The organism is Pseudolysinimonas sp. (genome assembly GCF_044239695.1).
In the GTDB taxonomy this organism is placed as follows: domain Bacteria; phylum Actinomycetota; class Actinomycetes; order Actinomycetales; family Microbacteriaceae; genus Pseudolysinimonas_A.
Genome location: NZ_JBIIAW010000012.1, coordinates 25,295 through 46,490, shown reverse-complemented (window position 1 = coordinate 46,490; position 21,196 = coordinate 25,295). Strand labels below are relative to the sequence as shown.

Annotated in this window: 21 protein-coding genes; 14 read left to right on the top strand and 7 right to left on the bottom strand. The window is 70.4% G+C overall.

The features are described 5' to 3' along the window. Together ACILQS_RS03595 and ACILQS_RS03590 are read left to right on the top strand one after the other, a co-directional pair. A partial coding sequence (locus tag ACILQS_RS03595) for a hypothetical protein (RefSeq protein ID WP_395638728.1) occupies positions 1-986 on the top strand: 986 nt, incomplete at its 5' end. Next, positions 944-2,131, top strand: coding sequence for a DNA adenine methylase (locus ACILQS_RS03590; protein ID WP_395638727.1), 1,188 nt, complete (start codon positions 944-946; stop codon positions 2,129-2,131). The genes ACILQS_RS03595 and ACILQS_RS03590, both read left to right, overlap by 43 nt. On the opposite strand, the gene ACILQS_RS03585 is transcribed toward ACILQS_RS03590, so the two are convergent. Next, positions 2,128-2,508, bottom strand: a complete 381-nt coding sequence (locus ACILQS_RS03585; protein WP_395638726.1) for a VOC family protein — start codon at positions 2,506-2,508, stop codon at positions 2,128-2,130. The two genes, ACILQS_RS03590 and ACILQS_RS03585, sit on opposite strands and share 4 nt — an antisense overlap. Before the next feature lie 150 nt (positions 2,509-2,658). Between ACILQS_RS03585 and ACILQS_RS03580 the strand changes: the two genes are divergently transcribed. Both ACILQS_RS03580 and ACILQS_RS03575 read left to right on the top strand, forming a co-directional pair. After that, complete coding sequence (locus tag ACILQS_RS03580; RefSeq protein WP_395638732.1) at positions 2,659-3,624, top strand: TIGR03557 family F420-dependent LLM class oxidoreductase; 966 nt, start codon at positions 2,659-2,661, stop codon at positions 3,622-3,624. Continuing rightward, a complete protein-coding gene (locus tag ACILQS_RS03575) occupies positions 3,624-4,367 on the top strand; it encodes a coenzyme F420-0:L-glutamate ligase (RefSeq protein WP_395638731.1) in 744 nt (247 codons plus the stop codon). Before ACILQS_RS03580 ends, ACILQS_RS03575 begins: the two co-directional genes overlap by 1 nt. Before the next feature lie 149 nt (positions 4,368-4,516). Here the strand turns inward: ACILQS_RS03575 and ACILQS_RS03570 are convergent, their stop codons facing one another. Beyond that, on the bottom strand, positions 4,517-4,882 hold the full coding sequence (locus ACILQS_RS03570; protein ID WP_395638725.1) for an iron chaperone: 366 nt from the start codon (positions 4,880-4,882) through the stop codon (positions 4,517-4,519). A 51-nt stretch (positions 4,883-4,933) separates the two neighbouring features. Between ACILQS_RS03570 and ACILQS_RS03565 the strand changes: the two genes are divergently transcribed. The 3 genes from ACILQS_RS03565 to ACILQS_RS03555 are packed head-to-tail and all read left to right on the top strand — an operon-like array spanning position 4,934 to position 9,448. Beyond that, positions 4,934-5,956, top strand: a complete 1,023-nt coding sequence (locus ACILQS_RS03565) for an AAA family ATPase (RefSeq protein WP_395638724.1) — start codon at positions 4,934-4,936, stop codon at positions 5,954-5,956. A gap of 17 nt (positions 5,957-5,973) precedes the next feature. Continuing rightward, positions 5,974-7,275 (top strand): DUF58 domain-containing protein, encoded by a 1,302-nt coding sequence (locus ACILQS_RS03560; protein WP_395638723.1) that lies wholly within the window; start codon positions 5,974-5,976, stop codon positions 7,273-7,275. Then, positions 7,265-9,448 carry a transglutaminaseTgpA domain-containing protein gene (locus tag ACILQS_RS03555; RefSeq protein WP_395638722.1) on the top strand — a complete coding sequence of 728 codons (2,184 nt, stop codon included), beginning with the start codon at positions 7,265-7,267 and terminating at the stop codon, positions 9,446-9,448. Before ACILQS_RS03560 ends, ACILQS_RS03555 begins: the two co-directional genes overlap by 11 nt. A 77-nt stretch (positions 9,449-9,525) precedes the next feature. Here ACILQS_RS03555 and ACILQS_RS03550 read toward each other — a convergent pair whose 3' ends face one another. From ACILQS_RS03550 to ACILQS_RS03540, 3 genes are read right to left on the bottom strand one after another with little or no spacing between them, the layout of a single operon-like run. After that, positions 9,526-10,293 carry an ABC transporter ATP-binding protein gene (locus ACILQS_RS03550; protein WP_395638721.1) on the bottom strand — a complete coding sequence of 256 codons (768 nt, stop codon included), beginning with the start codon at positions 10,291-10,293 and terminating at the stop codon, positions 9,526-9,528. After that, positions 10,290-11,306: a putative F420-0 ABC transporter permease subunit gene (locus ACILQS_RS03545; RefSeq protein ID WP_395638720.1), complete on the bottom strand. Its 1,017-nt coding sequence runs from the start codon at positions 11,304-11,306 to the stop codon at positions 10,290-10,292. Before ACILQS_RS03545 ends, ACILQS_RS03550 begins: the two co-directional genes overlap by 4 nt. After that, positions 11,303-12,262, bottom strand: coding sequence for a putative F420-0 ABC transporter substrate-binding protein (locus ACILQS_RS03540; RefSeq protein WP_395638719.1), 960 nt, complete (start codon positions 12,260-12,262; stop codon positions 11,303-11,305). Before ACILQS_RS03540 ends, ACILQS_RS03545 begins: the two co-directional genes overlap by 4 nt. Before the next feature lie 146 nt (positions 12,263-12,408). Between ACILQS_RS03540 and ACILQS_RS03535 the strand changes: the two genes are divergently transcribed. Further along, a complete protein-coding gene (locus tag ACILQS_RS03535; protein WP_395638718.1) occupies positions 12,409-12,990 on the top strand; it encodes an NTP transferase domain-containing protein in 582 nt (193 codons plus the stop codon). Here ACILQS_RS03535 and cofD read toward each other — a convergent pair. Next, a complete protein-coding gene (gene cofD, locus ACILQS_RS03530) occupies positions 12,954-13,934 on the bottom strand; it encodes a 2-phospho-L-lactate transferase (protein WP_395638717.1) in 981 nt (326 codons plus the stop codon). The two genes, ACILQS_RS03535 and cofD, sit on opposite strands and share 37 nt — an antisense overlap. A gap of 9 nt (positions 13,935-13,943) precedes the next feature. Beyond that, positions 13,944-15,269, bottom strand: a complete 1,326-nt coding sequence (locus ACILQS_RS03525) for a PLP-dependent aminotransferase family protein (protein WP_395638716.1) — start codon at positions 15,267-15,269, stop codon at positions 13,944-13,946. 102 nt (positions 15,270-15,371) lie between these two features. Here ACILQS_RS03525 and ACILQS_RS03520 point away from each other — a divergent pair, with 102 nt between their 5' ends. The 6 genes from ACILQS_RS03520 to ACILQS_RS03495 are packed head-to-tail and all read left to right on the top strand — an operon-like array spanning position 15,372 to position 21,167. Then, complete coding sequence (locus ACILQS_RS03520) at positions 15,372-16,223, top strand: nitrilase-related carbon-nitrogen hydrolase (RefSeq protein WP_395638715.1); 852 nt, start codon at positions 15,372-15,374, stop codon at positions 16,221-16,223. Beyond that, entirely contained in the window at positions 16,223-17,656 is a 1,434-nt protein-coding gene (gene hydA, locus ACILQS_RS03515; RefSeq protein WP_395638714.1) for a dihydropyrimidinase, read from the top strand. The genes ACILQS_RS03520 and hydA overlap by 1 nt, the downstream gene beginning before the upstream one ends. A 19-nt stretch (positions 17,657-17,675) precedes the next feature. Next, positions 17,676-18,704 (top strand): TIGR03842 family LLM class F420-dependent oxidoreductase, encoded by a 1,029-nt coding sequence (locus tag ACILQS_RS03510; RefSeq protein WP_395638713.1) that lies wholly within the window; start codon positions 17,676-17,678, stop codon positions 18,702-18,704. A gap of 5 nt (positions 18,705-18,709) precedes the next feature. Continuing rightward, positions 18,710-19,600: an ABC transporter permease gene (locus tag ACILQS_RS03505; protein WP_395638712.1), complete on the top strand. Its 891-nt coding sequence runs from the start codon at positions 18,710-18,712 to the stop codon at positions 19,598-19,600. Continuing rightward, a complete protein-coding gene (locus ACILQS_RS03500; protein WP_395638711.1) occupies positions 19,597-20,388 on the top strand; it encodes an ABC transporter ATP-binding protein in 792 nt (263 codons plus the stop codon). The genes ACILQS_RS03505 and ACILQS_RS03500 overlap by 4 nt, the downstream gene beginning before the upstream one ends. Next, positions 20,385-21,167 carry an ABC transporter permease gene (locus tag ACILQS_RS03495; RefSeq protein ID WP_395638710.1) on the top strand — a complete coding sequence of 261 codons (783 nt, stop codon included), beginning with the start codon at positions 20,385-20,387 and terminating at the stop codon, positions 21,165-21,167. Before ACILQS_RS03500 ends, ACILQS_RS03495 begins: the two co-directional genes overlap by 4 nt. The last annotated feature ends 29 nt before the right edge of the window (positions 21,168-21,196 follow it).

Sequence of the window (21,196 nt, the reverse complement as noted above, 5' to 3'; positions counted from 1 at the left end):
CGCGCCACGGTGTTCTAATCAGAAGCAATTCCCACGTGGTACTGCGAACCGATCGGACGATCGCGCATTTGGCAGGTGAAGGTACGCATGAGGCAGTCTGGCAGGCGTTGAAGGCGTGGATGAAGACTGCCGACTCTAAGAAGTTCTTTCTTGAGGGCGTATTCCTTGACCAAAGTTCGCTGGCGGATTGGACCGCGACCCAGGGGACTGACGAGTTCCTTGATCGCCCGATGGATGAGATACTCGGTCTGATCGGGTACGACTTGCGAGAGTTCACTCGAGACCGCGCCCGACGGAACGCGTCGAGCTACGGCGCTTCCGATCTGAGGGGCCTGAGCAGTCCGAGCGACCTAGAGTGGCTGGTGAATGGCGTCCAAGACTTTTGGTCAGCCGCTGAGCCGCTGCTTTCCAACGGATTTGAGAGGCTCGACGCTCAGTTCTGTCTTCGGGTCCTCCTCCGAGCGCGAGAAGCGGCCGGCAAGAGCATGAAGCCCGAGCGGATCGATTCTGACTTCGCAAGGTTCGCGAGCAATCTAGGTGCCGCGCAACCTCGGGTGATTGGCCAGCAAGCGGCCGGCGTCGAGAATTTGCTTGGCTCGACGGTGTTTGAGTACGCGCTGAGTCGCGACCCATCGGTTCCCGAGGCGGCCGGAATGATTGCAAGAGCACTAATTCTAGCTAGGTTCGCCACATTGGCTGTGGATGGTTTGATTGTCGATTCGGGATTGAACGTCTCCGACCTCGATCCCTGGGCGGCGAGCGTTGGGATCGAAGCCGGACTTTGGAACTCGACACGTCAAACGTCGCTCTCTGACTTGTGGCACGACAGTGAATTCGCCGCCTCCGAGATGCTCGCCTTCGCTAGCGAGCCAACGCTCTCGGATTTCATGAGCCAGGCGAACGATCGAGTCTTTGGCGCAACATCATTTGGGCTCCTGTCGCTGTGGTGGCGCCGCAGCTGGAACGATCCGTTGCCGGTCGCATAGATATGAAGTACATGGGATCCAAGGCGGCCATGCTCAAGGTCGGCCTCGGAAGTCTGCTGCTGCGCGAGGTGACTAATCGCGACCGTTTCGTGGATCTCTTCTCGGGGTCCGCGGTAGTCGCATCAACCCTTGCGGTCTCGTATCCAACGGAGGTCGTTGCCGTCGACACTCAGGCGTACTCGGGCGTTCTTGCCGGCGCGGTACTTGAACGCACGGATCCAATTTCGATCGACGTCGTCAGCGAATGGCTCGAGAGAGCCAAGCTCCGCCGCATCCGCCACGGGGTGAGGTCCTATGCGGCGGGCGAGCCCCTTACGCGGTCCGCCGCGCTCAATGAACGCGAACTCGCGAGCTCGCTCGGCTCTTCTGGTTGGGTCACGAGAGCTTATGCCGGCCACTACTTTTCGCTTCAACAGACCCTCGAGATCGATTCGCTCATTGAGTCGATTGAGGATGCGCCTAAAGAGTCGAAGATTGTCTTACTCGCGGCGGTATTGGAAGCCTGCTCCAGCGCTGCTGCCGCGCCAGGGCATACGGCTCAACCGTTCCAACCGAGCGAACGCCTACTCCCGCACATATCCAGTGCTTGGTCCCGTAGCGTTTCGACGCTCGCTGAGAAGAGCGCAATCCGAATCGCCTCAATCCACGCGCAGCGAACCGGGTTAGCGGTCGTCGACGACGCTCAGCACTTTGCGGAGGAGTTTGTTCGCTCGAGCGACCTAGTCTTCTGTGACCCCCCATACTCAGAAGTTCAGTACAGCCGCTTCTACCATGTACTTGAGGGCATAGCACGTGGTGGTTGGGAAGAACTACAGGGAGCCGGCCGCGCGCCAGCGTTACGAGATAGGTTCACTTCGGATTTCAGTTCACGTCGCAATTCTTCTCGGGCATTTCGTGATCTGTTTCGGGCCCTAGCCGATGCGGGATCAACAGTGGTCCTAACGTTCCCGAACCACGCTTGTAGCAACGGCCAGAGTGCAGCAAGCCTTGAAGCGTTCGCGGCCGAGTTTTTCGCGGTGGAAAGATTGACGATCAGCGTCCCGCACAGTTCGTTGGGAGGTGCCCGAGCAACGGACTCGAAATCCTCCAGGTCTGCGCGGCGCAACGTCGAGGAGATGGTTCTCACCCTCCGCCCTAGGCGCTAGTCGATTCGTTTCGCGAACTCCCACACGTGACCCGAGGGGTCGGCGATCGCGGCTGTGCGGATACCCCAGGGCCGATCAATCGAACCGTTGAGCACCTTGATCCCGGCGGCGAAAAGGGACGCGACGGCGGCGTCGACATCCTCGACCTCCAGCGTGTACTGCGCGCGCACGCCGGCATCCCGACCACCGACCGGCGCGGGGGTGATGAGCTCGGGCGCCTCCGAGACCTTCAGCAGGTTGACCATCGTGCCGTCGAACATGAACACGACCGAGTCGTCGTCGGAGTAGTGCTCGGCGAGGCCGAACGCGCGGGCGTACCAGTCGCGGGAGGCGGCGAGGTCTTCGGTGAAGAGGGTGATGGCGATGATCGTCGGCATGCGGCGAGGGTACTCGGGGGTGGGTTTCGATACACCGCCTGCGGCGGCACTCAACCCGCGGAACCTCTCGGTTTCGATACACCCGCTACGCGGGCACTCAACCCGCGGAGGGCGCGATAATCGAGTGTGGGTGTGATCGGGTATGCGGCGATGCTCGAGCAGTTCCACCCGACCGAGATCATCGAGATCACGAAGGTCGCCGAACAGCACGGATTCACCGGCGTGATGGCGGCCGACCACTTCCAGCCGTGGGTGCCGCAGCAGGGGCAGGCCTCCTTCGTCTGGAACGTGCTGAGCGCCCTCGGGCAGACGACGACCGGTGACCTCGGCACGGGGGTGACGGCGCCGACGTTCCGATTCCACCCCGCGGTCGTCGCCCAGGCCTCCGCGACCCTCGCCGCCATGTACCCGGGACGCCACTGGCTCGGCCTCGGCAGCGGCGAAGCGCTCAACGAGCACGTCGTCGGGCAGTACTGGCCGGATGCGCCGGAACGCATCGACCGGATGTTCGAGGCGATCGACATCATCCGCAAGCTCTTTGTCTCCGGGTCGACGGGCAAGGACGTGCGGCACGAGGGCAAGTACTACCGACTCGAGTCGACGCGACTGTGGACCGTGCCGGCCACCCCGCCGCCGATCTACGTCGCGGCATCCGGACCCGTCACCGCCAAGCGGGCGGGCCGCGTCGCCGACGGCGTCATCACCGAGACGGCTCCGCGAGAGAAGCTCGAGAACCTCTTCCGGCGCTTCGACGAGGGTGCGCGGGAGGTCGGCCGCACGGGCGGGCAGCGCATCATGCGCGTGCACGTGAGCTGGGCGCCGACCGACGAGGAGGCGACCCGCAACGCCCTCGAACAGTGGCCGAACCTCGGGCTGCGGTTTCCGAAGGCCGACATCCGCTCGCCGTACGAGATCGAGCAGATGGCGCGGATGGTGCGTCCGGAACACTTCGAGGGGCGGCTGCACATCTCCGCCGATCCCGACTCGCACCGGGCGTACCTCCAGGGATTCTTCGACCTCGGTGTCGACCGCCTCTACCTGCACAACGTCGGTCGCAACCAGGCGGAGTTCCTCGAGGTGTTCGGGCGCGACGTGCTGCCGGGGCTGAACCCGTGATGACCGTGTGGGCGGTCGAAGGCCTGCCCGAGATCCACCCCGGCGATGACCTCGCACAGCTGATCGCCGACAGAGCCGGGGAACTGCAGGATGGCGACATCCTCGCCGTCACCTCCAAGATCGTGAGCAAGGCCGAGGGTCGCATCGTGCAGGCCGCGGATCGGGAGGACGCGATCACCGCCGAAGCCGTGCGCATCGTCGCGACTCGTGGCACGACCCGCATCGTGCAGAACCGCTGGGGGCAGGTGATGGCGGCCGCGGGTGTCGATGCGAGCAACACCGACGACGGCACGGTGTTGCTACTACCGGAGGACCCGGATGCCTCCGCCCGTGCACTCTGCGCCGCCCTCCGGGAACGCTTCGGCATCCGTCTCGGCGTTCTCATCACCGACACCTTCGGGCGGCCCTGGCGCGACGGGCAGACCGATGTCGCCATCGGTGCCGCCGGGCTGCGCGTGCTCGATGACCTGCGCGGCACCCGCGACGCGTCGGGTCACGAACTCGCCGTCACCCAGCCCGCCGTCGGCGACGAGATCGCCGCCGCCGCCGACCTCGTCAAGGGCAAGGCGAACGGCACCCCCGTCGCCGTCGTGCGGGGGCTCGGGCGCTACGTCACCGAGGGGATCGACCCGCACGGAGCGCAGGCGCTGATCCGGTCGGCCGACACCGACATGTTCCGCGTCGGTTCGACGGAGGCGTGGGACGAGGGGTATCGCGCGGGGCTCGAGGCCGGCGGGCCCTAGAAACGCAGCGGTGTCCAGCCGCGGAAGCGGGCCGCGCATATCGGCCCGCCGCCGGACGGCGTCGTCGAGCGATCGTGACGCCGTCCCCAACTCTCGGGATTCCGGGGACTCATCGACCAGACGTCGACAAAGCGTCGGAATCCCGAGAGTTACGAACGCACCGGCCCGAGCGCCGCGTCGATCTCGGCCTGTCGAGCCCGCACGAGGTGGTCGAATGCGGCGGTCGACAGCGGGTCGGCGTCGGTGAACCTGATCGCGCCCTTCGTCGCGGCCAGGCCGGTCGCGAGCGGGAGGGTGGAGGCGACGACGTCGGCGCTGAACGGGTACGCCGAATAGCCGCGCTGCGTGTGCACCACCGAGATGAGCGGACGGCCCCGGTAGCGCAACGCCGGCATGCCGTAACTGACGCCCTCGTCGGCGTCGGGCACGAGTTCGAGCGCCCGCGTGCGGAAGGTCTCGACGGTCACGGCGGACGCCTTCGACAGACCGGAGATGTAGCTGCTGTATTCGCCCATGACGGCACATTCTCAGCTGACGTATCGGGAATGCAATGGCAGACTCGCGGGATGAGTGAGTACTCCGGATCAGGGACCGGGACGCACGCAGAGACGAACCCCGCGCTGTCGCCGGGCGAGTTCCTGCTGGATGCCCGCGCCGTCGTCGCCGCGATCGAGACCGTCATCGACGGCAAGCGTTCCGTCATCGAGACCGCGGTGACGGTGCTGCTGAGCGAAGGGCACCTCCTCATGGAAGACGTGCCGGGCGTCGGCAAGACGATGCTCGCCCGGGCTCTCGCCCGCAGCGTCGACTGCTCGGTCAGCCGCATCCAGTTCACGCCCGATCTGCTGCCGGCCGACATCACCGGCGTCAGCATCTACAACCAGAGCGACCGCGAGTTCGAGTTCAAGCCGGGGCCGGTGTTCGCGAACATCGTCATCGGCGACGAGATCAACCGCGCCTCCCCGAAGACGCAGAGCGCGCTGCTGGAGAGCATGGAGGAACGGCAGGTGACGGTGGATGGTGCGAGCTACGCGCTACCCGACCCGTTCACCGTGATCGCCACGCAGAATCCGATCGAGATGGAGGGCACCTACGCCCTCCCCGAAGCGCAGCGCGACCGGTTCACCGCCCGCATCTCGATGGGCTACCCCGACCAGGCTGCCGAGGCCGCGATGCTGCGGCAGCGCGAGACCGGCAGCCCGCTCGACCGGCTCGCCCCTGTCGTCACCCTCGAGCGCCTGCGGAAGATGATCGACACCGTGCGCGCGGTGTTCGTGAGCCCTGCCGTCGAGCAGTACGCGGTGGCGATCGCCGCGGCGACCCGCGTCGATCGCGAGCTGCGTCTCGGCGCCAGCCCGCGCGCGACGCTGCAACTGGTGCGGGCGAGCAAGGCCCGGGCCGCGCTCGACGGGCGCGACTTCGTGCTTCCCGACGACGTCGACGCCCTCGCCGTGCCGGTGCTCGCGCACCGCCTCATCCCCGCCCGGTCGGGGGCGAGCGGCGCCCTCGGCGGGGAGGCGCTCGCCGAGATCACGTCGCGCATCGTCGCGAGCACCCCGGTGCCGCTCGGCGCCTCGGGCGCGGTCTGAACCCGGAGCCCCGCACCGTGGCCCGCACGTCCGTCGCGGTCGGCGATCCGGGTACCCGCGCGCTCGCGCGCACCCGGTCGATCCGCCTGACCTGGCGCGCCGGCACGTCGCTGGCGCTCGGGCTGCTCGCGGTGGTGCTCGGCTACAGCTTCGGCCGTCGGGAGTACTTCGTCGCCGCGTCGATCGCCCTCCTGCTGCCGGCCGTCGGGCTGCTCTTCGTGCGTCTGCGGCGGCCCAAGCTCGAGGTCTCCCGCCTGTTCTCGCCCCCCGTCGTTGCGGTCGGCGGCGTCACGCAGGTGACGGTGCGCGTCACCAACGTCGGATCGTCGCGCACGACCCCGTTCGCCTGGGACGAGTCGCTGCCCTGGTTCGAGCCGCTCGGGGCGCGCGAGATCGGCTGGATCAACCCGGGCCGGCGGCATCCCCGGCTCGTGACGTACGACCTGCATCCGCCCCGGCGTGGTCTCTACGCGATCGGCCCGTTCGTCGTGCAGCACGAGGACCCGTTCGGCATGGCGGTCTCGACGCTCGCCCTCGGGCGACCGGAACGGCTGGTCGTCGTCCCCGCCGTCTCGTCGCTCACCGAAGGCGGCCCGACGCTCGCCGACGGCGACGGCGAGGCGCAGCTCGTGCAGCGCAAGGTCGCCGGCAACGACGACGACCTCACCACCCGTGAGTACCGGAGGGGCGACGCGCTGCGCCGGGTGCACTGGCGCGCGTCGGCCCGCCACGGCGAGCTGATGGTGCGCCAGGAGGAGCACCGCAGCCACCCGGATGCCCGCATCCTCGTCGACACCCGCCGCCAGGGGTATCCCGACGCCGCGCGCGACACCGGGATGTCGTGGTCGGCCGACTGGGCGAGCGACGATTTCGAATGGGCCGTCAGGATGGTGGCCTCCCTCGGCCTCCACCTGGAGTCCGCCGGGTTCCGGGTCGGCGTCGAGGAGTCGGCGCGGTCGCAGATCGAGGGGATGGGCGACCGCTGGGAGGGGCGTCGCGCGGAGGGGTTCCTGACGAGCCTCGCGGGCGTGCAACTGCTCGATCCCGACCTGCGGGCGCCGTCCGCCTTCGCGCCGATCGACGGCGCGGGGCCGATGTTCGCGGTGCTCGGCGACCCGGAGGATGCCACCGTCGACTGGCTGATCCGTCGGCGGCTGCAGGGGGAGGCGGCCTACGCGTTCCTCGTCGGGGCGCGACCGGAGGTGCTCGAACGGCTGCGTGACGCCGGCTGGATCTGCGTCGCCGTCGACGACCGCGACGATCCCGGCGACGCCTGGCGGGCGGCCTCGAGCCAGACGGGCTACGTCCGTGGCCGCTGATCTCGTGACCCGTCGTGCCGCGGCCAACCGCACGTCGCTGCGCCTCGTGCTGTTCACCGTCGCGCTGCTCGTGGCCTTCGGCGGACTCGCTCCGCTGCTCGAGGGCGAGAACTGGTTTGCGCCCGCCGCCCTGCCCGTCATCCTGCCGGTGCTCGCGATCGGGATCGCCGCCCGGATCGGCCGCCGCCCCTGGCAGCCCTTCGTCGCCGGACTCGTCGCCGGCGTCGCCACCCTCACCTTCGGCTACGCCCGCGACGTCGCGTTGCTCGGGGTCATCCCGACGGTCGAGACCGTCGGCCGCTGGGGCGAGCTGGTCGGCCAGGGGGCCGCCGCCATCTCGACGCAACGCACCCCGGCGACCGCCACCGACGGCATCCTCTTCCTGCTGGCGATCCTCGCGGTCGTCGCGGTCGTCTTCATCGCGCCGGTGCTCGACCGCCTGCCCGCGACGGCCGCTCTGCCGCTGCTCGTCGTGCTCGACATCCCGGTGGCGGTGCGGGGCGGCCTCGCCGAGCCGGTGTGGTTCGTGCTCGCCGCCGTTGCGTTCCTCGCGTTGCTGCGGGTGGGGCGCCGACCGATGCCGCTGCCGGGCGTGCTCGCCACGGCGGCCGTCGTCATCGTGGGGTCGCTCGTGCTGCCGGCGGTGTTCCCCGAACCTCCCGACGCCCCGACCGCATCCGGGAACGGCATCGGCACCGGACTCAACCCGCTCGTCGACCTCGGCGACGACCTGCGCCGCGACGAGATCGTGCCGGCGCTGACCTACTCGAGCGACGCCCCCGGCGGGCTGTACCTGCGCCTCGCGACCCTCGACGAGTTCACCGGGATCACCTGGACGCCCGACACCGACACCGACCCCGCGAACGACGTCGCCGACTTCCCGCCGCCGCAGGGGCTCGACGACGCGGTGCCCCGCGCGGCCTACACCGCCGACATCCAGATCGCGGATGTCGGCGGACGCTGGCTGCCGGTGCCATACCCGGCGACCGCGGTCACCGGGGTCGAGGGTGCCTGGCGCTGGGAACCCGACGGGCTCTCGGTGCGCAGCGGGGGAGCGGATGCCCGCGGGCAGGACTACTCGGTGTCGTTCCTCGACATCCAGCCCGACCTCGCGCAGCTCAACGCCGACGCCCCGGTCGAGGATCTCGAGCGGTACCTGGAGCTGCCCGACTTGCCGACGAGCATCCAGCAGGTCGCCGACACGGTCGCGGGCAGCGGGACGACGTACGAGCGGGCGATCGCGCTGCAGAGCTACTTCGCCGACGGCGACTTCGAGTACTCGATCGACACCCCGGTCGAGCAGGACTACGACGGCACCGGCATCGGCGTCATCGAGCAGTTCCTCGAGACCAAGAGCGGCTACTGCGTGCACTTCGCGTCGTCGATGGCCGTGATGGCGCGGGCGGTCGGCATCCCGTCGCGGATGGTCGTCGGCTTCCAGCCGGGGGTGCGCAACAGCCTCGGCGATCGCAACGAGTTCCTCGTCGACTCGAGCGACCTGCACGCGTGGCCGGAACTGTTCTTCGAGGGCATCGGCTGGCTGCGCTTCGAGCCGACCCCGGGACGCGGGGCGGCGCCGTCGTATTCGACCGCGGCCGGTGTCGACGACCCCGCGACGCCCGAGAACGAGGCAGAGAATCCGGAGGCCGCGCCGGTGACGCCGGCTCCCGCGGCCCCGACGACGGCGCCCGAGGAGGAGACGGTCGACGACTCGCCCGTCGTCGCCGCGGCGCAGAGCCCGGTACCGGTGGTGCTCCTCGTCGCGCTCGGCGGCATCCTGTTGCTGCTCGTGCCCGCGATCTGGCGGGTCGTCGTGCGCTCACGCCGGATGCGGCTCGTTCTCGCCGGGGATGCCGCGGCGGCCTGGGCGGAGGTGCGCGACACCGCGCACGACCACGACTGGGTCGCCCCCGACTCCGAGACGCCGCGGCAGCTCGGCGCCCGACTCGCGGTCGTCGTCGGCGACGCGGCCGTGCGGTCGGTGCGACACGGGGTCGAGGCGGCGGCGTACGACCGACCCGGCGCGCGGGCGATGACGCCCGAGGATGTCGACGCCCTCCGCCGCGCGATCGCCTCCGCCGCGCCGCTCCGGGTGCGGCTGCGGGCGATCTTCCTGCCGCCGTCGCTCACGGCGCGCGTCGGTCTCACCCGCCGCGACGACCTCGGTGGTTGAGGAGCGCCGCATGCGCGTGTCGAAACCGCGAGGTTCCGCGGGTTGAGTGCCGCCGGAGGCGGTGTATCGAAACCGGCTCAGCCGAGCGCGAGCAGCGGCGTCCCGGTGAGCGGATTCGTCGTCCACGCCGCGCGCACGCCGTAGACCGCGTGGATGAGCTCGGGCGTCAGCGTCTCGGCGGTCGGGCCGGATGCCACGACCTGTCCGGCGGCTAGCACCACGACCTGGTCGGCGTGGGAGGCGGCGAGGGCGAGGTCGTGCATCGCGGCGACGACCGTCACCCCGTCGGCGGCGAGCCGCGCGAGCAGGGTGAGCACGTCGAGCTGGGCGGCGATGTCGAGGTGGTTCATCGGTTCGTCGAGCAGCAGCAGGCGCGGCTGCTGGGCGAGTGCCCGGGCGAGCAGCACGCGCTGGCGCTCACCGCCGGAGAGCGAGGGGACTTCGCGGTCGGCGAGCTCGAACGCGCCGGCATCCGTCAGCGCCTTCGTGACGAGATCGTCCGACGACGGGTCGCGACCGCCGAGCAGCGCCTCGTGCGGGGTGCGGCCGAGGCCCGCCACGGCGCGGGAGGTGAGGGGGAGTTCGGTCGACGCCTCCTGCTCGACGAGCGCGACGCGCCGGGCGCGGTCGCGGCGCCGCATCGCGAGGAGGTCGACGCCGTCGAGGTGCACGGTGCCGACCGCGGGGCGGCGGATGCCGGCGATCGCCCGCAGCAGCGTCGACTTGCCCGCGCCGTTGGGTCCGAGGAGCGCGGTGACCCGGCCCGCCGGGGCGTCGAAGGTGGCCTCGTCGACGAGGGTCGTCCCGTCGACGACGACGGTGACGGCGGCGACCGAGAGGCTCATGCCTCGCTCCGACGCCGCACGAGCAGGGCCGCGAACACCGGCGCCCCGATGATCGCCGTGACGATGCCCACCGGCAGCTCCCGCGGCTCGAACACGGTGCGGGCGAGGGTGTCGGCCCAGACCAGGAACACCGCCCCGGTGAGGGCCGAGAGCGGCAGCAGCGCGCGGTGTCCCGGACCGACGAGCAGCCGCACCGCGTGCGGCAGCACGAGTCCGACGAAGCCGATCGACCCGCTCACCGCGACGAGCGCTCCGGTGAGCAGGGCTCCCGCGCCGAGCAGCGTCCAGCGCACGCCCTGCACCGGGATGCCGACGCTCGCCGCCGTCGTGTCACCGAGGGCGAAGGCATCCAAGATGCGTCCGGTGAGCGCGAGCGGCACGCCGAGCACGAGCACCGCGATGCCGGCGATCGCCACGGAATCCCAGCGCGCGCCGGCGAGCGACCCGAGCAGCCAGGAGAGCACTTCGCGGTAGGCGTCGCCGGTGGCCACCCAGAAGATGACGAACGACGTGATCGCCGCGGCGAGAGACGAGACGGCGACGCCGGCGAGCACGGTGCGGGTCGGGGTGATGCGCCCGAAGGCCCCGGCGAGGGCGAGGGTCGCGGCGAGGGCGAGCACGGCGCCGGCGAACGCGGCGACCGGCAGCAGCACCGCGGCGCCGAGCAGCAGCACGGTGACGGCACCGAGGGAGGCTCCCGACGAGATGCCCAGCAGGTAGGGGTCCGCGAGCTGGTTGCGGGTGAGCGCCTGCATGATCGCGCCGACGAGGGCGAGTCCGGCGCCGACCGCCGCGGCGGTGAGGATGCGGGGCAGCCGCAGCTCCCAGACGATCCCGTCGCGCAGCACGGTGAGCTGCGAGTCCGCACCGGTGAGGTGCGCGCCGATCGAGCCCCAGACCTCGCCGACGGTGAGGTCGGCGGGGCCGATCGTGACCGCGAACGAGATCGAGAGCACGAGGGCGACCGCCAGCACGCCGCCGGCGATCACCCCTCGTGCCGTCGTGCGGGTCACGGCAGGTCGAGCTCCGCGAGTTGCGTCGCGACCGACGTCGCCGCGGAGACCGTGCGCACGCCCGCCTCGCCCGCCGGGAACGGCAGCACGAGGTACCGCGCGTTCCGCACCGCCGACAGGGCGGCGGTCGCCGGGTTGGATTCGAGCAGATCGATCTTCGACGCCGCGGTGTTCCAGTCGGCGTCGATCAGCACGATCACGTCGGGGTCCGCCGCGACGACCGACTCCCAGCCGAAGCTCGACCAGGTCATCTCGATGTCGGCGGCGATGTTGGTCAGCCCGGCGGTCTCCAGCACGAGCTGGGGGGCGCCGAGCCCGGCGCCGACGTACGGGATGTCGGTGCCCGACGAGTACCAGAGCGCGGTGAGTCCGCGGTCGTCGGGCTCGACGGCCGCCAGTTCCGCCTGCTGCGCGGCGAGCAGTTCGTCGGCGGAGACGCCGAAGATGTCGGCGGCCTCCTGGATCTCGCGGAACACCTCGTCGAAGGTCAGCTTCCCGGGAACCCCGGCCGACCGGCAGGCGGCGGGTTGCACGTAGGAGGCGACACCGAGGGCGGCGAGCTCGTCGCGTTCGCCGGCCGCATCGGCGGCGAACGCCGACTCCCACCCCGAGTACACGAGGTCGGGTTCGAGCTCGAGCACGGCCTCCTCGCTCGGCATGAAGTCGCTGATCTCGGGGATCCCGGCGGCATCGACCGCCCACTCGTCGGGAACCGGCCCGTCTTGGAACGCCGTGCCGACGATGCGGTCGCCGACGCCGAGCGCGAGCATCATCTCGGTCGACGTCGACTTGATCGCGACCACGCGCTGCGGCGGCTCGGTGAAGGCGACCGGCACGCCGCAGTTGTCGACGGTGACGGCGTCGGCGGTGGGCGACTCGACGGGAGGCGACGCGGCGGGAACCGCGCATCCGGCGAGGAGGACGAGAGGGACGAGCAGGAAGGGAACACGGGTCATGGGATCTCCGGGAGGGCGCGCAGGGACGAGGAGCGCCGAGACAGGCGCCGGTCGTCGCCCCAGAAACGGGAGCGCGAACCGCAGGCCAGAGTGAGCCCGGGGACCGGATTCCAGCCTAGCCGGGCGACCTGGTCTACCGTCGAGTGGTGGTGAGGCGCGGCGGATGGACGATCGTCGTGCCGCTCAAGCCCGCGGCCGCCGGCAAGTCGCGCCTGGGCGCCACGGAATCGGTCGTGCGGGCGCTCGGCGTCTCGACCGTCCGTGCGGCGTCGCGCGCGGTCGGAGTCGCCGCGGTCGTGGTCGTCACGGCCGATCCGGCGACCGCGGCCGACCTCGACGGGATGCCGCAGGTGCGCGTCGTGCGGGAGCTCGCGCCGCGCGGGCTGGCGGCCGCGATCGCGTCGGCCCTCGCCACGATCCCGGCGTCAGCACCCCGGGCGGTGCTGCTCGGCGACCTCCCGAACCTCGTCCCGGCCGAGCTCGCGCGTGCGCTCGCCGCGGCGGCCCGGCATCCCCGGTGCTACGTCGCCGACGCGGCCGGAACGGGAACGACCCTCGTCACCGCCCGCGCCCGGGTGTCCTGGCTCTCCGCGTTCGGACGGGGGTCGGCATCCCGTCACCGGGCGCTCGGGCTGCACCGGCTGCCGGTGCCGCGACGCTCGCCCCTGCGGCACGACGTCGACACCCCCGCTCAGTTGGCGAGGTCGACGGCGTCCGCCACGAGCTGAGCCGTCGTCGCGGGATCGGTCATCCACAGCGGCACGGCCCGGGTCGGGATGCCGTCCGCCGTGAGCGCGTCGACGACTCCGGCATCCACCGTGTCGACGAGCCAGCCGTCGAGCAGCCCGCCGTCGGTGCGCGACCCGTACCGTCGGGCGACCGCATCGGCGCTCGTCGCGACGCCGATCGCGGTGAGGCAGGCGTCGGCCATGCCGCGCACGACGGCGCCTCCGATGATCGGTGAGACGCCGACGACTCTCGCCGTCGTGCGGCCGAGTGCGTCGCGGATCCCGGGGATCTCCAGGATCGACCCGATCGACACCACGGGGTTCGACGGAGCCAGGAGCACGACATCCGCCGTGGCGATCGCGTCGAGCACCCCGTCCGCCGGGCGGGCGTCGGCGGCACCGCGCACCTCGAACGACGCGGCGGGCAGGGCCGCCCGGTAGCGCACCCACCACTCCTGGAAATGCAGCTCGGTGCGGCCGTCGTCGGCGGGTGCGGCGAGGTGCACGATCGTCTCGGCCTCGTCGCCGGTGGCCGGCAGGAGCCTCGCCCCGACGTCCCACCGGGCGGCGAGCCGGGTGACGACCTCGGCGAGCGGAAGCCCATCGCGCAGCCACGCCGTGCGGGCGAGAGAGGCGGCGATGTCGAGGTCGCCGAGCGTGAACCACGGCCAGGCGGCGCCCCACGCCGCGAGCTCGGTGTTGACCACTTCGGTGTCGCCCGCGCGGCCCCAGCCCCGGGCGGTGTCGTTGACGCCGGCGAGGGCGTAGAGGATCGAGTCGAGATCGGGGGTGACGCGCAGGCCGGCGAGCCAGAGATCGTCGGCGGTGTTGACGATCGCGGTGAGGTCGGCCGCCGGATCGGCCCCGGCATCCCGTAGGTACTGGCGGGCGCCGAGCAGGAAGCGGGCACCGCCTACTCCGCCGGCGAGCACGGTGATCTTCACCCGGCCACGCTAGCCCGCGGCGGCGGCGAGTGCGGCGGCGACGAGGGATGCGGAGGCGACCGGCACGACACCGACGGTCACCCGCACGTGCGGCGTCACGTCGTCGCCGAGCAGGAACGGCGTCCCCGGGGCGACGCGGATGCCCGCCGCGGCGAGGTGCACGAGGGCATCCCGTTCGTCGGCGACCGGCAGCCAGGCGTTGATGCCGTCGCCGGGCGGCAGGTCGATGCCGCGGTCAAGGAGTTCGGCCCGCAGCGCGAGTCGGCGCTGGAGGTAGGTCTCGCGGGCCGCCTCGACCTGCGCCACGGCACGCGTGTCGGTGAGCAGCCCGTGCAGGATCGACTGGATCGTGCGCGACGTCCACCCGGGCCCGAGCAAGCGGCGGGCGACGACCTTGTCGACGAGGGTCCGCGGCCCGCCGAGCGCTCCGATCCGGAGATCTGGTCCGTGAGATTTCGAGAACGACCGCACGTGGATGACGCGCTCCGGGATCGTCGTCGCGAGCGTCACGTCGGGGGAGGACGAGATCGACCCGGAGTGGTCGTCCTCGATCACGATCGCGTGAGGCGCGGTGCGGCTGCGGGCCAGCAGACGGCCCAACTGGGCGGCGCGCTCGGGGGAGAGCGACGCCCCCGTCGGATTGTGGGCGCGGGTCTGGAGCAGCACGACGGAGGGCGAGGTGCCGAGCGCCGCGGCGAACGCGTCGGGGAGCATGCCCTCGGCATCCATCTCGACCCCTACCGGTTCCAGACCGTAGGCGTCGAGCAGGTCGAGGAAGGGCGGGAACGTCGGATTTTCGACGAGCACCCGGTCGCCGTAGCGCACGAGCGTCGCGAGGACGCGGTCGATGCCGTCGAGGGCGCCGTTGGTCACCGTGATCGACTCCACCTCGGCCGGCCAGGTCGCGCGCAGCAGGTCGTGCAGCTCCGGGATGTCGGGCTTGGCCTGGTACGAGATCGTGTCGGCGTGCACCTCGAGCGACGCGAACAGCGGCCCGAGCCGGGGGAGCAGCGCCGGATCCGGGGTGCCGCGCGACAGGTCCAGCGCCGCCTCGAGAGAGCCGTCGAGTCCCTGGTAGCGCCGCGGCATCCACTCGCGGGGCATCGAGCGCACGAAGCTTCCCGATCGTCCGCGGGAGGTGATGAGCCCGGCGGCGGCGAGCGTCTGCCAGGCGTGGCTGACGGTCGCCGGTGAGACGCCGAGGTCGCGGGCGAGGTCGCGCACCGTGGGAAGGCGGTCGCCGGGGGCGAGGTCGCCGGTCGTGATGAGCCGGGAGATCGCCGAGGCGATGCCGTGCGGCGACCGCTCCTCGATCGCGAGAGCTACCGACTTCACCCGGAACCCCCCACACTTCTGTTACGCCAGCGTCACGGAATGAAACATCAGAGAAATGTTTACGGCGAACAATAACAAAAGGCAACCCTCGGAAGGACCGGCATGAGCAACGTGGTTCGCGCGGCGATCACCCAGACGACCTGGACCGGCGACAAGGAGTCCATGCTCGACAAGCATGAGGGCTTCGCGCGCGAGGCAGCGGCGCAGGGCGCGCAGGTGGTCTGCTTCCAGGAACTCTTCTACGGGCCCTACTTCGGCATCACGGAAGACAAGAAGTACTACCGGTACGCGGAGCCCGCCGACGGTCCCATCGTGCAGCGCTTCGCGGCGCTCGCGAAGGAACTCGGCGTCGTGATGATCCTCCCCATCTACGAGGAGGACATGACCGGCGTGTACTACAACACCGCGGTGGTGGTGGATGCCGACGGCGAGATCCTCGGCAAGTACCGCAAGCACCACATCCCGCACCTCGACCGTTTCTGGGAGAAGTTCTACTTCCGCCCGGGCAACCTCGGCTACCCGGTCTTCGACACCAAGGTCGGCAAGATCGGCGTCTACATCTGCTACGACCGGCACTTCCCGGAGGGCTGGCGCGAGCTCGGGCTCAACGGGGCGCACATGGTGTTCAACCCGAACGCGACGAAGCCGGGGCTGAGCAACCGCCTGTGGGAGGTCGAGGGGCCGGCCGCCGCGGTCGCCAACGGCTACTTCGTGCTCCAGCCGAACCGCGTCGGGCGCGAAGACAACGAGTACGGCGAACTCGCCGTCGACTTCTACGGCACCTCGCAGGTGATCGACCCGCGCGGCAACTTCGTCGGCGAGCGCGGTTCGGGCCAGACCGAGGAGATCCTCATCCGCGATCTCGACCTGGACATGGTGCAGCAGATGCGCGACGACTGGCAGTTCTACCGGGACCGCCGCCCCGAGTCGTACACCTCGACGGTGAAGCCCTGATGGCGACCACGCTGATCACCGGCGGCACCGTCGTCTCCGCCACCGGCCGGGTCGAGGCCGACGTGCTCATCGACGGCGAGAAGATCGTCGCCGTCGTGCACCCGGGCTCGAACGTCTTCGGCAGCGACCTCGCCGCGTCCGCCGACACCGTCGTGGATGCCACCGGCAAGTACGTCATCCCTGGCGGGATCGACGCGCACACCCACTTCGAGCTGCCGTTCGGCGGCACCGAGGCGTCCGACAGTTTCGAGTCCGGCACCCGGGCCGCGGCGTGGGGCGGAACGACCTCGGTCATCGACTTCGCGGTGCAGACCGCAGGCACCCGCGTGCCCGACGGCCTCGCCGCCTGGCACGAGAAGGCCGCCGGCAACTGCGCGATCGACTACGGCTTCCACCAGATCGTCGGCGGCGTCGACGACGCGTCCCTCGCCTACCTGCCGACGCTCGTGGATGAAGGCATCACGAGTTACAAGCTCTTCATGGCCTACCCGGGGGTGTTCTACTCCGACGACGGCCAGATCCTGCGGGCGATGCAGAAGGCCGCCGACCTCGGGCTGCTGACGATGATGCACGCCGAGAACGGTCCCGCGATCGATGTGCTCGCAGCTCAGCTCGCCGAGTCGGGCAAGACGACGCCGTACTACCACGGCATCGCCCGCGCTTGGCAGATGGAGGAAGAGGCGACGCACCGGGCGATCATGCTCTCCCACCTCACCGGCGCTCCGCTCTACGTCGTGCACGTGAGCGCGAAGCAGGCGGTCGCGCAGTTGGCCGCCGCCCGCGACAACGGCCAGAACGTCTTCGGCGAGACCTGCCCGCAGTACCTCTACCTCTCGCTTGAGGAGCAGCTCGGCGCGACCTCGGAGGAGTGGGGCGACTTCGAAGGCGCCAAGTGGGTGTGCTCGACGCCGCTGCGCTCCCGGGAGGAGGGGCACCAGGACCACATGTGGCAGGCCCTGCGCACGAACGACCTGCAGATGGTCTCGACCGACCACTGCCCGTTCTGCATGAAGGGCCAGAAGGAGCTCGGCACGGACGACTTCCGCAAGATCCCGAACGGCATCGGCAGCGTCGAGCACCGGATGGATCTGCTCTACCAGGGCGTCGTCACCGGGCAGATCACGCTCGAGCGCTGGGTGGAGATCACGAGCACGACCCCCGCGCGCATGTTCGGTCTCTACGGACGCAAGGGCGTCATCCAGCCCGGGGCGGATGCGGACGTCGTCGTCTACGACCCGAACGGGCGCACGACGATCTCGGCCGCGACGCACCACATGAACATGGACCACTCCGCGTGGGAGGGCTTCCAGGTCGACGGCCACGTCGACACGGTGCTCAGTCGCGGCAAGGTCATCGTCGACGACAACCAGTACCTCGGTCGGAAGGGCGACGGCAGCTACCTCAAGCGCGGCCTGTCGCAGTACCTGGTCTGAGTTCACGAGAGACGAGCGCATGGACTTCGGAGCAGTACTTCAGACCAACCCGCCGGCGAGCCGGACGGTGCACCTCGCCAAGCTCGCCGAGCAGCACGGCTTCAGTCACGTCTGGACGTTCGACTCGCACCTGCTCTGGCAGGAGCCGTACGTCATCTACAGCGCGATCCTCGCCGAGACGCGGCGGGTGAAGGTCGGCCCGTTCGTCACCAACCCGGCGACGCGCGACTGGACCGTCACGGCATCCGTCTTCGCGACGCTCAACGAGATGTACGGCAACCGCACGGTCGTCGGCATCGGCCGCGGCGACTCGGCGGTGCGCGTCACCAACGGCAAGCCGACGACGCTCAAGGAGCTGCGCGAGTCGATCCACGTCATCCGCGAACTCGGCAACTCACGCAGCGTCGAGTACAACGGCGCGGAGCTGCGGTTCCCGTGGTCGACCGGCTCGGAGCTCGAGGTCTGGGTCGCCGCCTACGGCCCGCTCGCGCTCAAGCTGACGGGGGAGGTCGGCGACGGCTTCATCCTGCAGCTCGCCGACGTCGACATCGCGAAATGGATGATCGCGACGGTGCGGTCGGCGGCCGAAGCGGCCGGACGCGACCCCGACGCGATCACCTTCTGCGTCGCGGCACCGTTCTACATCACCGATGGCACGGAGGCCGGCCTCGCCCACGCCCGCGAGCAGTCCCGCTGGTTCGGCGGGATGGTCGGCAACCACGTCGCCGACATCGTCGCGAAGTACGGGGACTCGGGTGCCGTGCCGCAGGCGCTCACCGACTACATCAAGGGTCGCGAGGGCTACGACTACAACTCGCACGGCAAGGCCGAGAACGACCACGTCGACTTCGTGCCCGACGAGATCGTCGACCGGTTCTGCGTGCTCGGCACCGCCGAGGAGCACGTCGCGAAGTTGAAGGAACTCGAGGCGATCGGCGTGCACCAGTTCGCCGGTTACCTCCAGCACGACAACAAGGAGGAGACCCTCCGCGTGTACGGCGAGACCGTCATCCCCGCCATGTCCGCACACATCACCGCGAAGAGCTGACCTACGTGAAGCACGCGCGCGCGATCCTGCTGGGCCTGGCAGGCATCGTCGCGCTCGTCGCCGCGTGGGAGTTGTACAAGTACCTCGGGCCGGCGGACGGCGTCGTGATCGGCGCCGTCGAGGGCGACCGGGGATCGGGCATCCGCATCCTGCCGCGCACGCATGACCGCGCGATGCCGCACGTCTGGGACATGGTGTCGCGACTGTTCGGAGCCTCCAGCGGCGGGGACTCGACGCCGATGTGGCAACTCGTGCTCGCCGCCGCGCTCACCACCCTCGGCGTCGCCGCCGTCGGCTGGCTGCTCGGGCTCGTCGTCGCGGCGGTGCTCGCGCTCGTCATGCAGCGCTGGCGGCTCGCCGAGTGGGGCATCCTGCCCTGGATCGTCGTCAGCCAGACGGTGCCGCTCGTCGCCTTCGCGCCGCTCATCGCGAGCCTCGGTCGGCAGGCGTCGCAGGGCGGCGTGCCCTGGCCGGAATGGATGTCGGTCGCCGTCGTCGCCTCGTATCTCGCGTTCTTCCCGATGACGGTCGGCATCCTGCGCGGCCTCTCGGCGCCCGACCGCATCCATCTCGAGCTGCTGCACAGCTACGGCGCCGGCTACTGGACGACCCTGCGGAAGCTGCGCCTGCCCGCCGCGGTGCCGTACCTGCTGCCCGCCCTGCGCCTCGGGGCGGCGAACGCCGTCGTCGGCGCGATCGTCGCCGAGGTGTCGATCAACATGGAGGGCGGCATCGGCCGGATGATCATCGGGCTCGCCAGCCAGGGCTCCTCCGACCCCGCGAAGCCCTGGTCGCCGATCTTCGGCGCCGTCGTGCTCGGGCTCGTCGCGGCGGGATCCGTCGCGCTGCTCGGCCTGTTCCTGAACCGCTACCGCCGAGGAGAAGTGCCCGCATGAGTGAGTTCGCCGTGAGGGCCGTCGGCGTCACCAAGACGTTCGCGTCGAAGGCGGGGGAGGTGCACGCCCTCGAAGGGATCGACCTGGAGGTCGCCGCGGGGGAGTTCGTCGCGCTCATCGGCCCCTCGGGCTGCGGCAAGTCGACCCTCATGCGCCTCATCGCCGACCTCGACGCGGTGAGCGCGGGCACCCTCGAGGTGTTCGGCAAGACGCCGACGAAGGCGCGCCTCGACCAGGACTACGGCATCGCGTTCCAACAGGCCGGGCTGCTGCCCTGGCGCACGGTCGCGGCGAACATCGCGTTGCCGCTCGAACTGCACGTCGCGTCGAAGACCGAACGCGCCGCCCGGGTCGCCGACCTCGCGGCGATGGTCGGGCTGTCGGACTTCGTCGGGCACTACCCCGACCAGCTCTCCGGGGGGATGCAGCAGCGCGTCGCGATCGCCCGGGCTCTCGCCGAAGGCCCGCGGCTGCTGCTCATGGACGAGCCGTTCGGCGCGCTGGATGAGATGACCCGCGAGCGGATGCAGACCGAGCTCGCCCGCATCTGCGCCGAAACCGGCGCCGCTGTCGTGTTCGTGACCCACTCGATCCCCGAAGCGGTCTACCTCGCCGACCGTGTCGTCGTGATGTCGCCGCGACCCGGCCGCATCACCGAGGTCGTCGACATCCCGTTCGGGGCGTCGCGCGCGGAGTCGCTGCGTGAGAGCCCGGAGTTCTTCGCAAAGGTCACCGCCGTCCGTGAGGCGCTGCACGGCACCCCCGTCACCCGGGCGGACGAGCGATGACCCTTCGACAGGCTCAGGGCAAGGCGGTGGCCGGCAGGATCGTCGCCCCGGTCGTCGTCGGGCTGCTGCTGCTCGGGGTCTGGGTGCTGCTGACGGATGTCGTGCGCCTGGCCCCCACGATGATCCCGAGTCCCGCGGCGATCGCCGGCCAGGTCGGCGAGTTCGGTGGAGTCATCGTCGAAGACGCGCTCATCACCGGCACGAACGCCGTCATCGGCCTGGCCGGCGGCACCCTCCTCGGCATCACGGCGGCGGCCCTCGCCGCGCGGTTCCGCCTCTTCGACGGCATGGTCGCCCCGCTCATCGCGGCGCTCGCCGTCGTGCCGATCGTGGCGCTCACCCCGATCCTCAACACGATGCTCGGCGCCTCCACCCAGTCGGGTCGCCAGGTCATCGCCGGCATCGCGGCCTTCATCCCGGTGTTCGTCAACGTGCTGCGCGGCCTGCGGCAGACGCGTCCCGTGCATCGCGACCTGTTACGTGCCTACGCCGCGAACGGCCGCCAGACCTTCCGCAAGCTGACGCTGCCGACGGCGATGCCCTATCTGCTCACCGGGGTGCGCATCGCCTCGTCGCTCGCCGTCATCTCCGCCCTCGTCGCCGAGTACTTCGGCGGCCCCGCGGAGGGTCTCGGTACCCCGATCGTCAGTTACGCGAAATCCGGCAAGACCGCCCTGGCGTGGGGCTACGTCGGCGCCGCGATCGCCATCGGCCTCGCCCTGTTCCTCCTCACGATGCTGCTCGAGTGGCTCGTGACGCGTCATCGTCCGTCGACGTAGCCGGAAGCAGTTGTTCCACCCCTGCATCC

Coding starts and splice junctions, on each gene's coding strand:
- ACILQS_RS03585 (WP_395638726.1), bottom strand. CDS start 2,508: ATGCCGACGATCATCGCCATCACCCTCTTCACCGAAGACCTCGCCGCC.
- ACILQS_RS03580 (WP_395638732.1), top strand. CDS start 2,659: ATGCTCGAGCAGTTCCACCCGACCGAGATCATCGAGATCACGAAGGTC.
- ACILQS_RS03575 (WP_395638731.1), top strand. CDS start 3,624: ATGACCGTGTGGGCGGTCGAAGGCCTGCCCGAGATCCACCCCGGCGAT.
- ACILQS_RS03570 (WP_395638725.1), bottom strand. CDS start 4,882: ATGGGCGAATACAGCAGCTACATCTCCGGTCTGTCGAAGGCGTCCGCC.
- ACILQS_RS03565 (WP_395638724.1), top strand. CDS start 4,934: ATGAGTGAGTACTCCGGATCAGGGACCGGGACGCACGCAGAGACGAAC.
- ACILQS_RS03550 (WP_395638721.1), bottom strand. CDS start 10,293: ATGAGCCTCTCGGTCGCCGCCGTCACCGTCGTCGTCGACGGGACGACC.
- ACILQS_RS03540 (WP_395638719.1), bottom strand. CDS start 12,262: ATGACCCGTGTTCCCTTCCTGCTCGTCCCTCTCGTCCTCCTCGCCGGA.
- ACILQS_RS03520 (WP_395638715.1), top strand. CDS start 15,372: ATGAGCAACGTGGTTCGCGCGGCGATCACCCAGACGACCTGGACCGGC.
- hydA (WP_395638714.1), top strand. CDS start 16,223: ATGGCGACCACGCTGATCACCGGCGGCACCGTCGTCTCCGCCACCGGC.
- ACILQS_RS03510 (WP_395638713.1), top strand. CDS start 17,676: ATGGACTTCGGAGCAGTACTTCAGACCAACCCGCCGGCGAGCCGGACG.
- ACILQS_RS03500 (WP_395638711.1), top strand. CDS start 19,597: ATGAGTGAGTTCGCCGTGAGGGCCGTCGGCGTCACCAAGACGTTCGCG.
- ACILQS_RS03495 (WP_395638710.1), top strand. CDS start 20,385: ATGACCCTTCGACAGGCTCAGGGCAAGGCGGTGGCCGGCAGGATCGTC.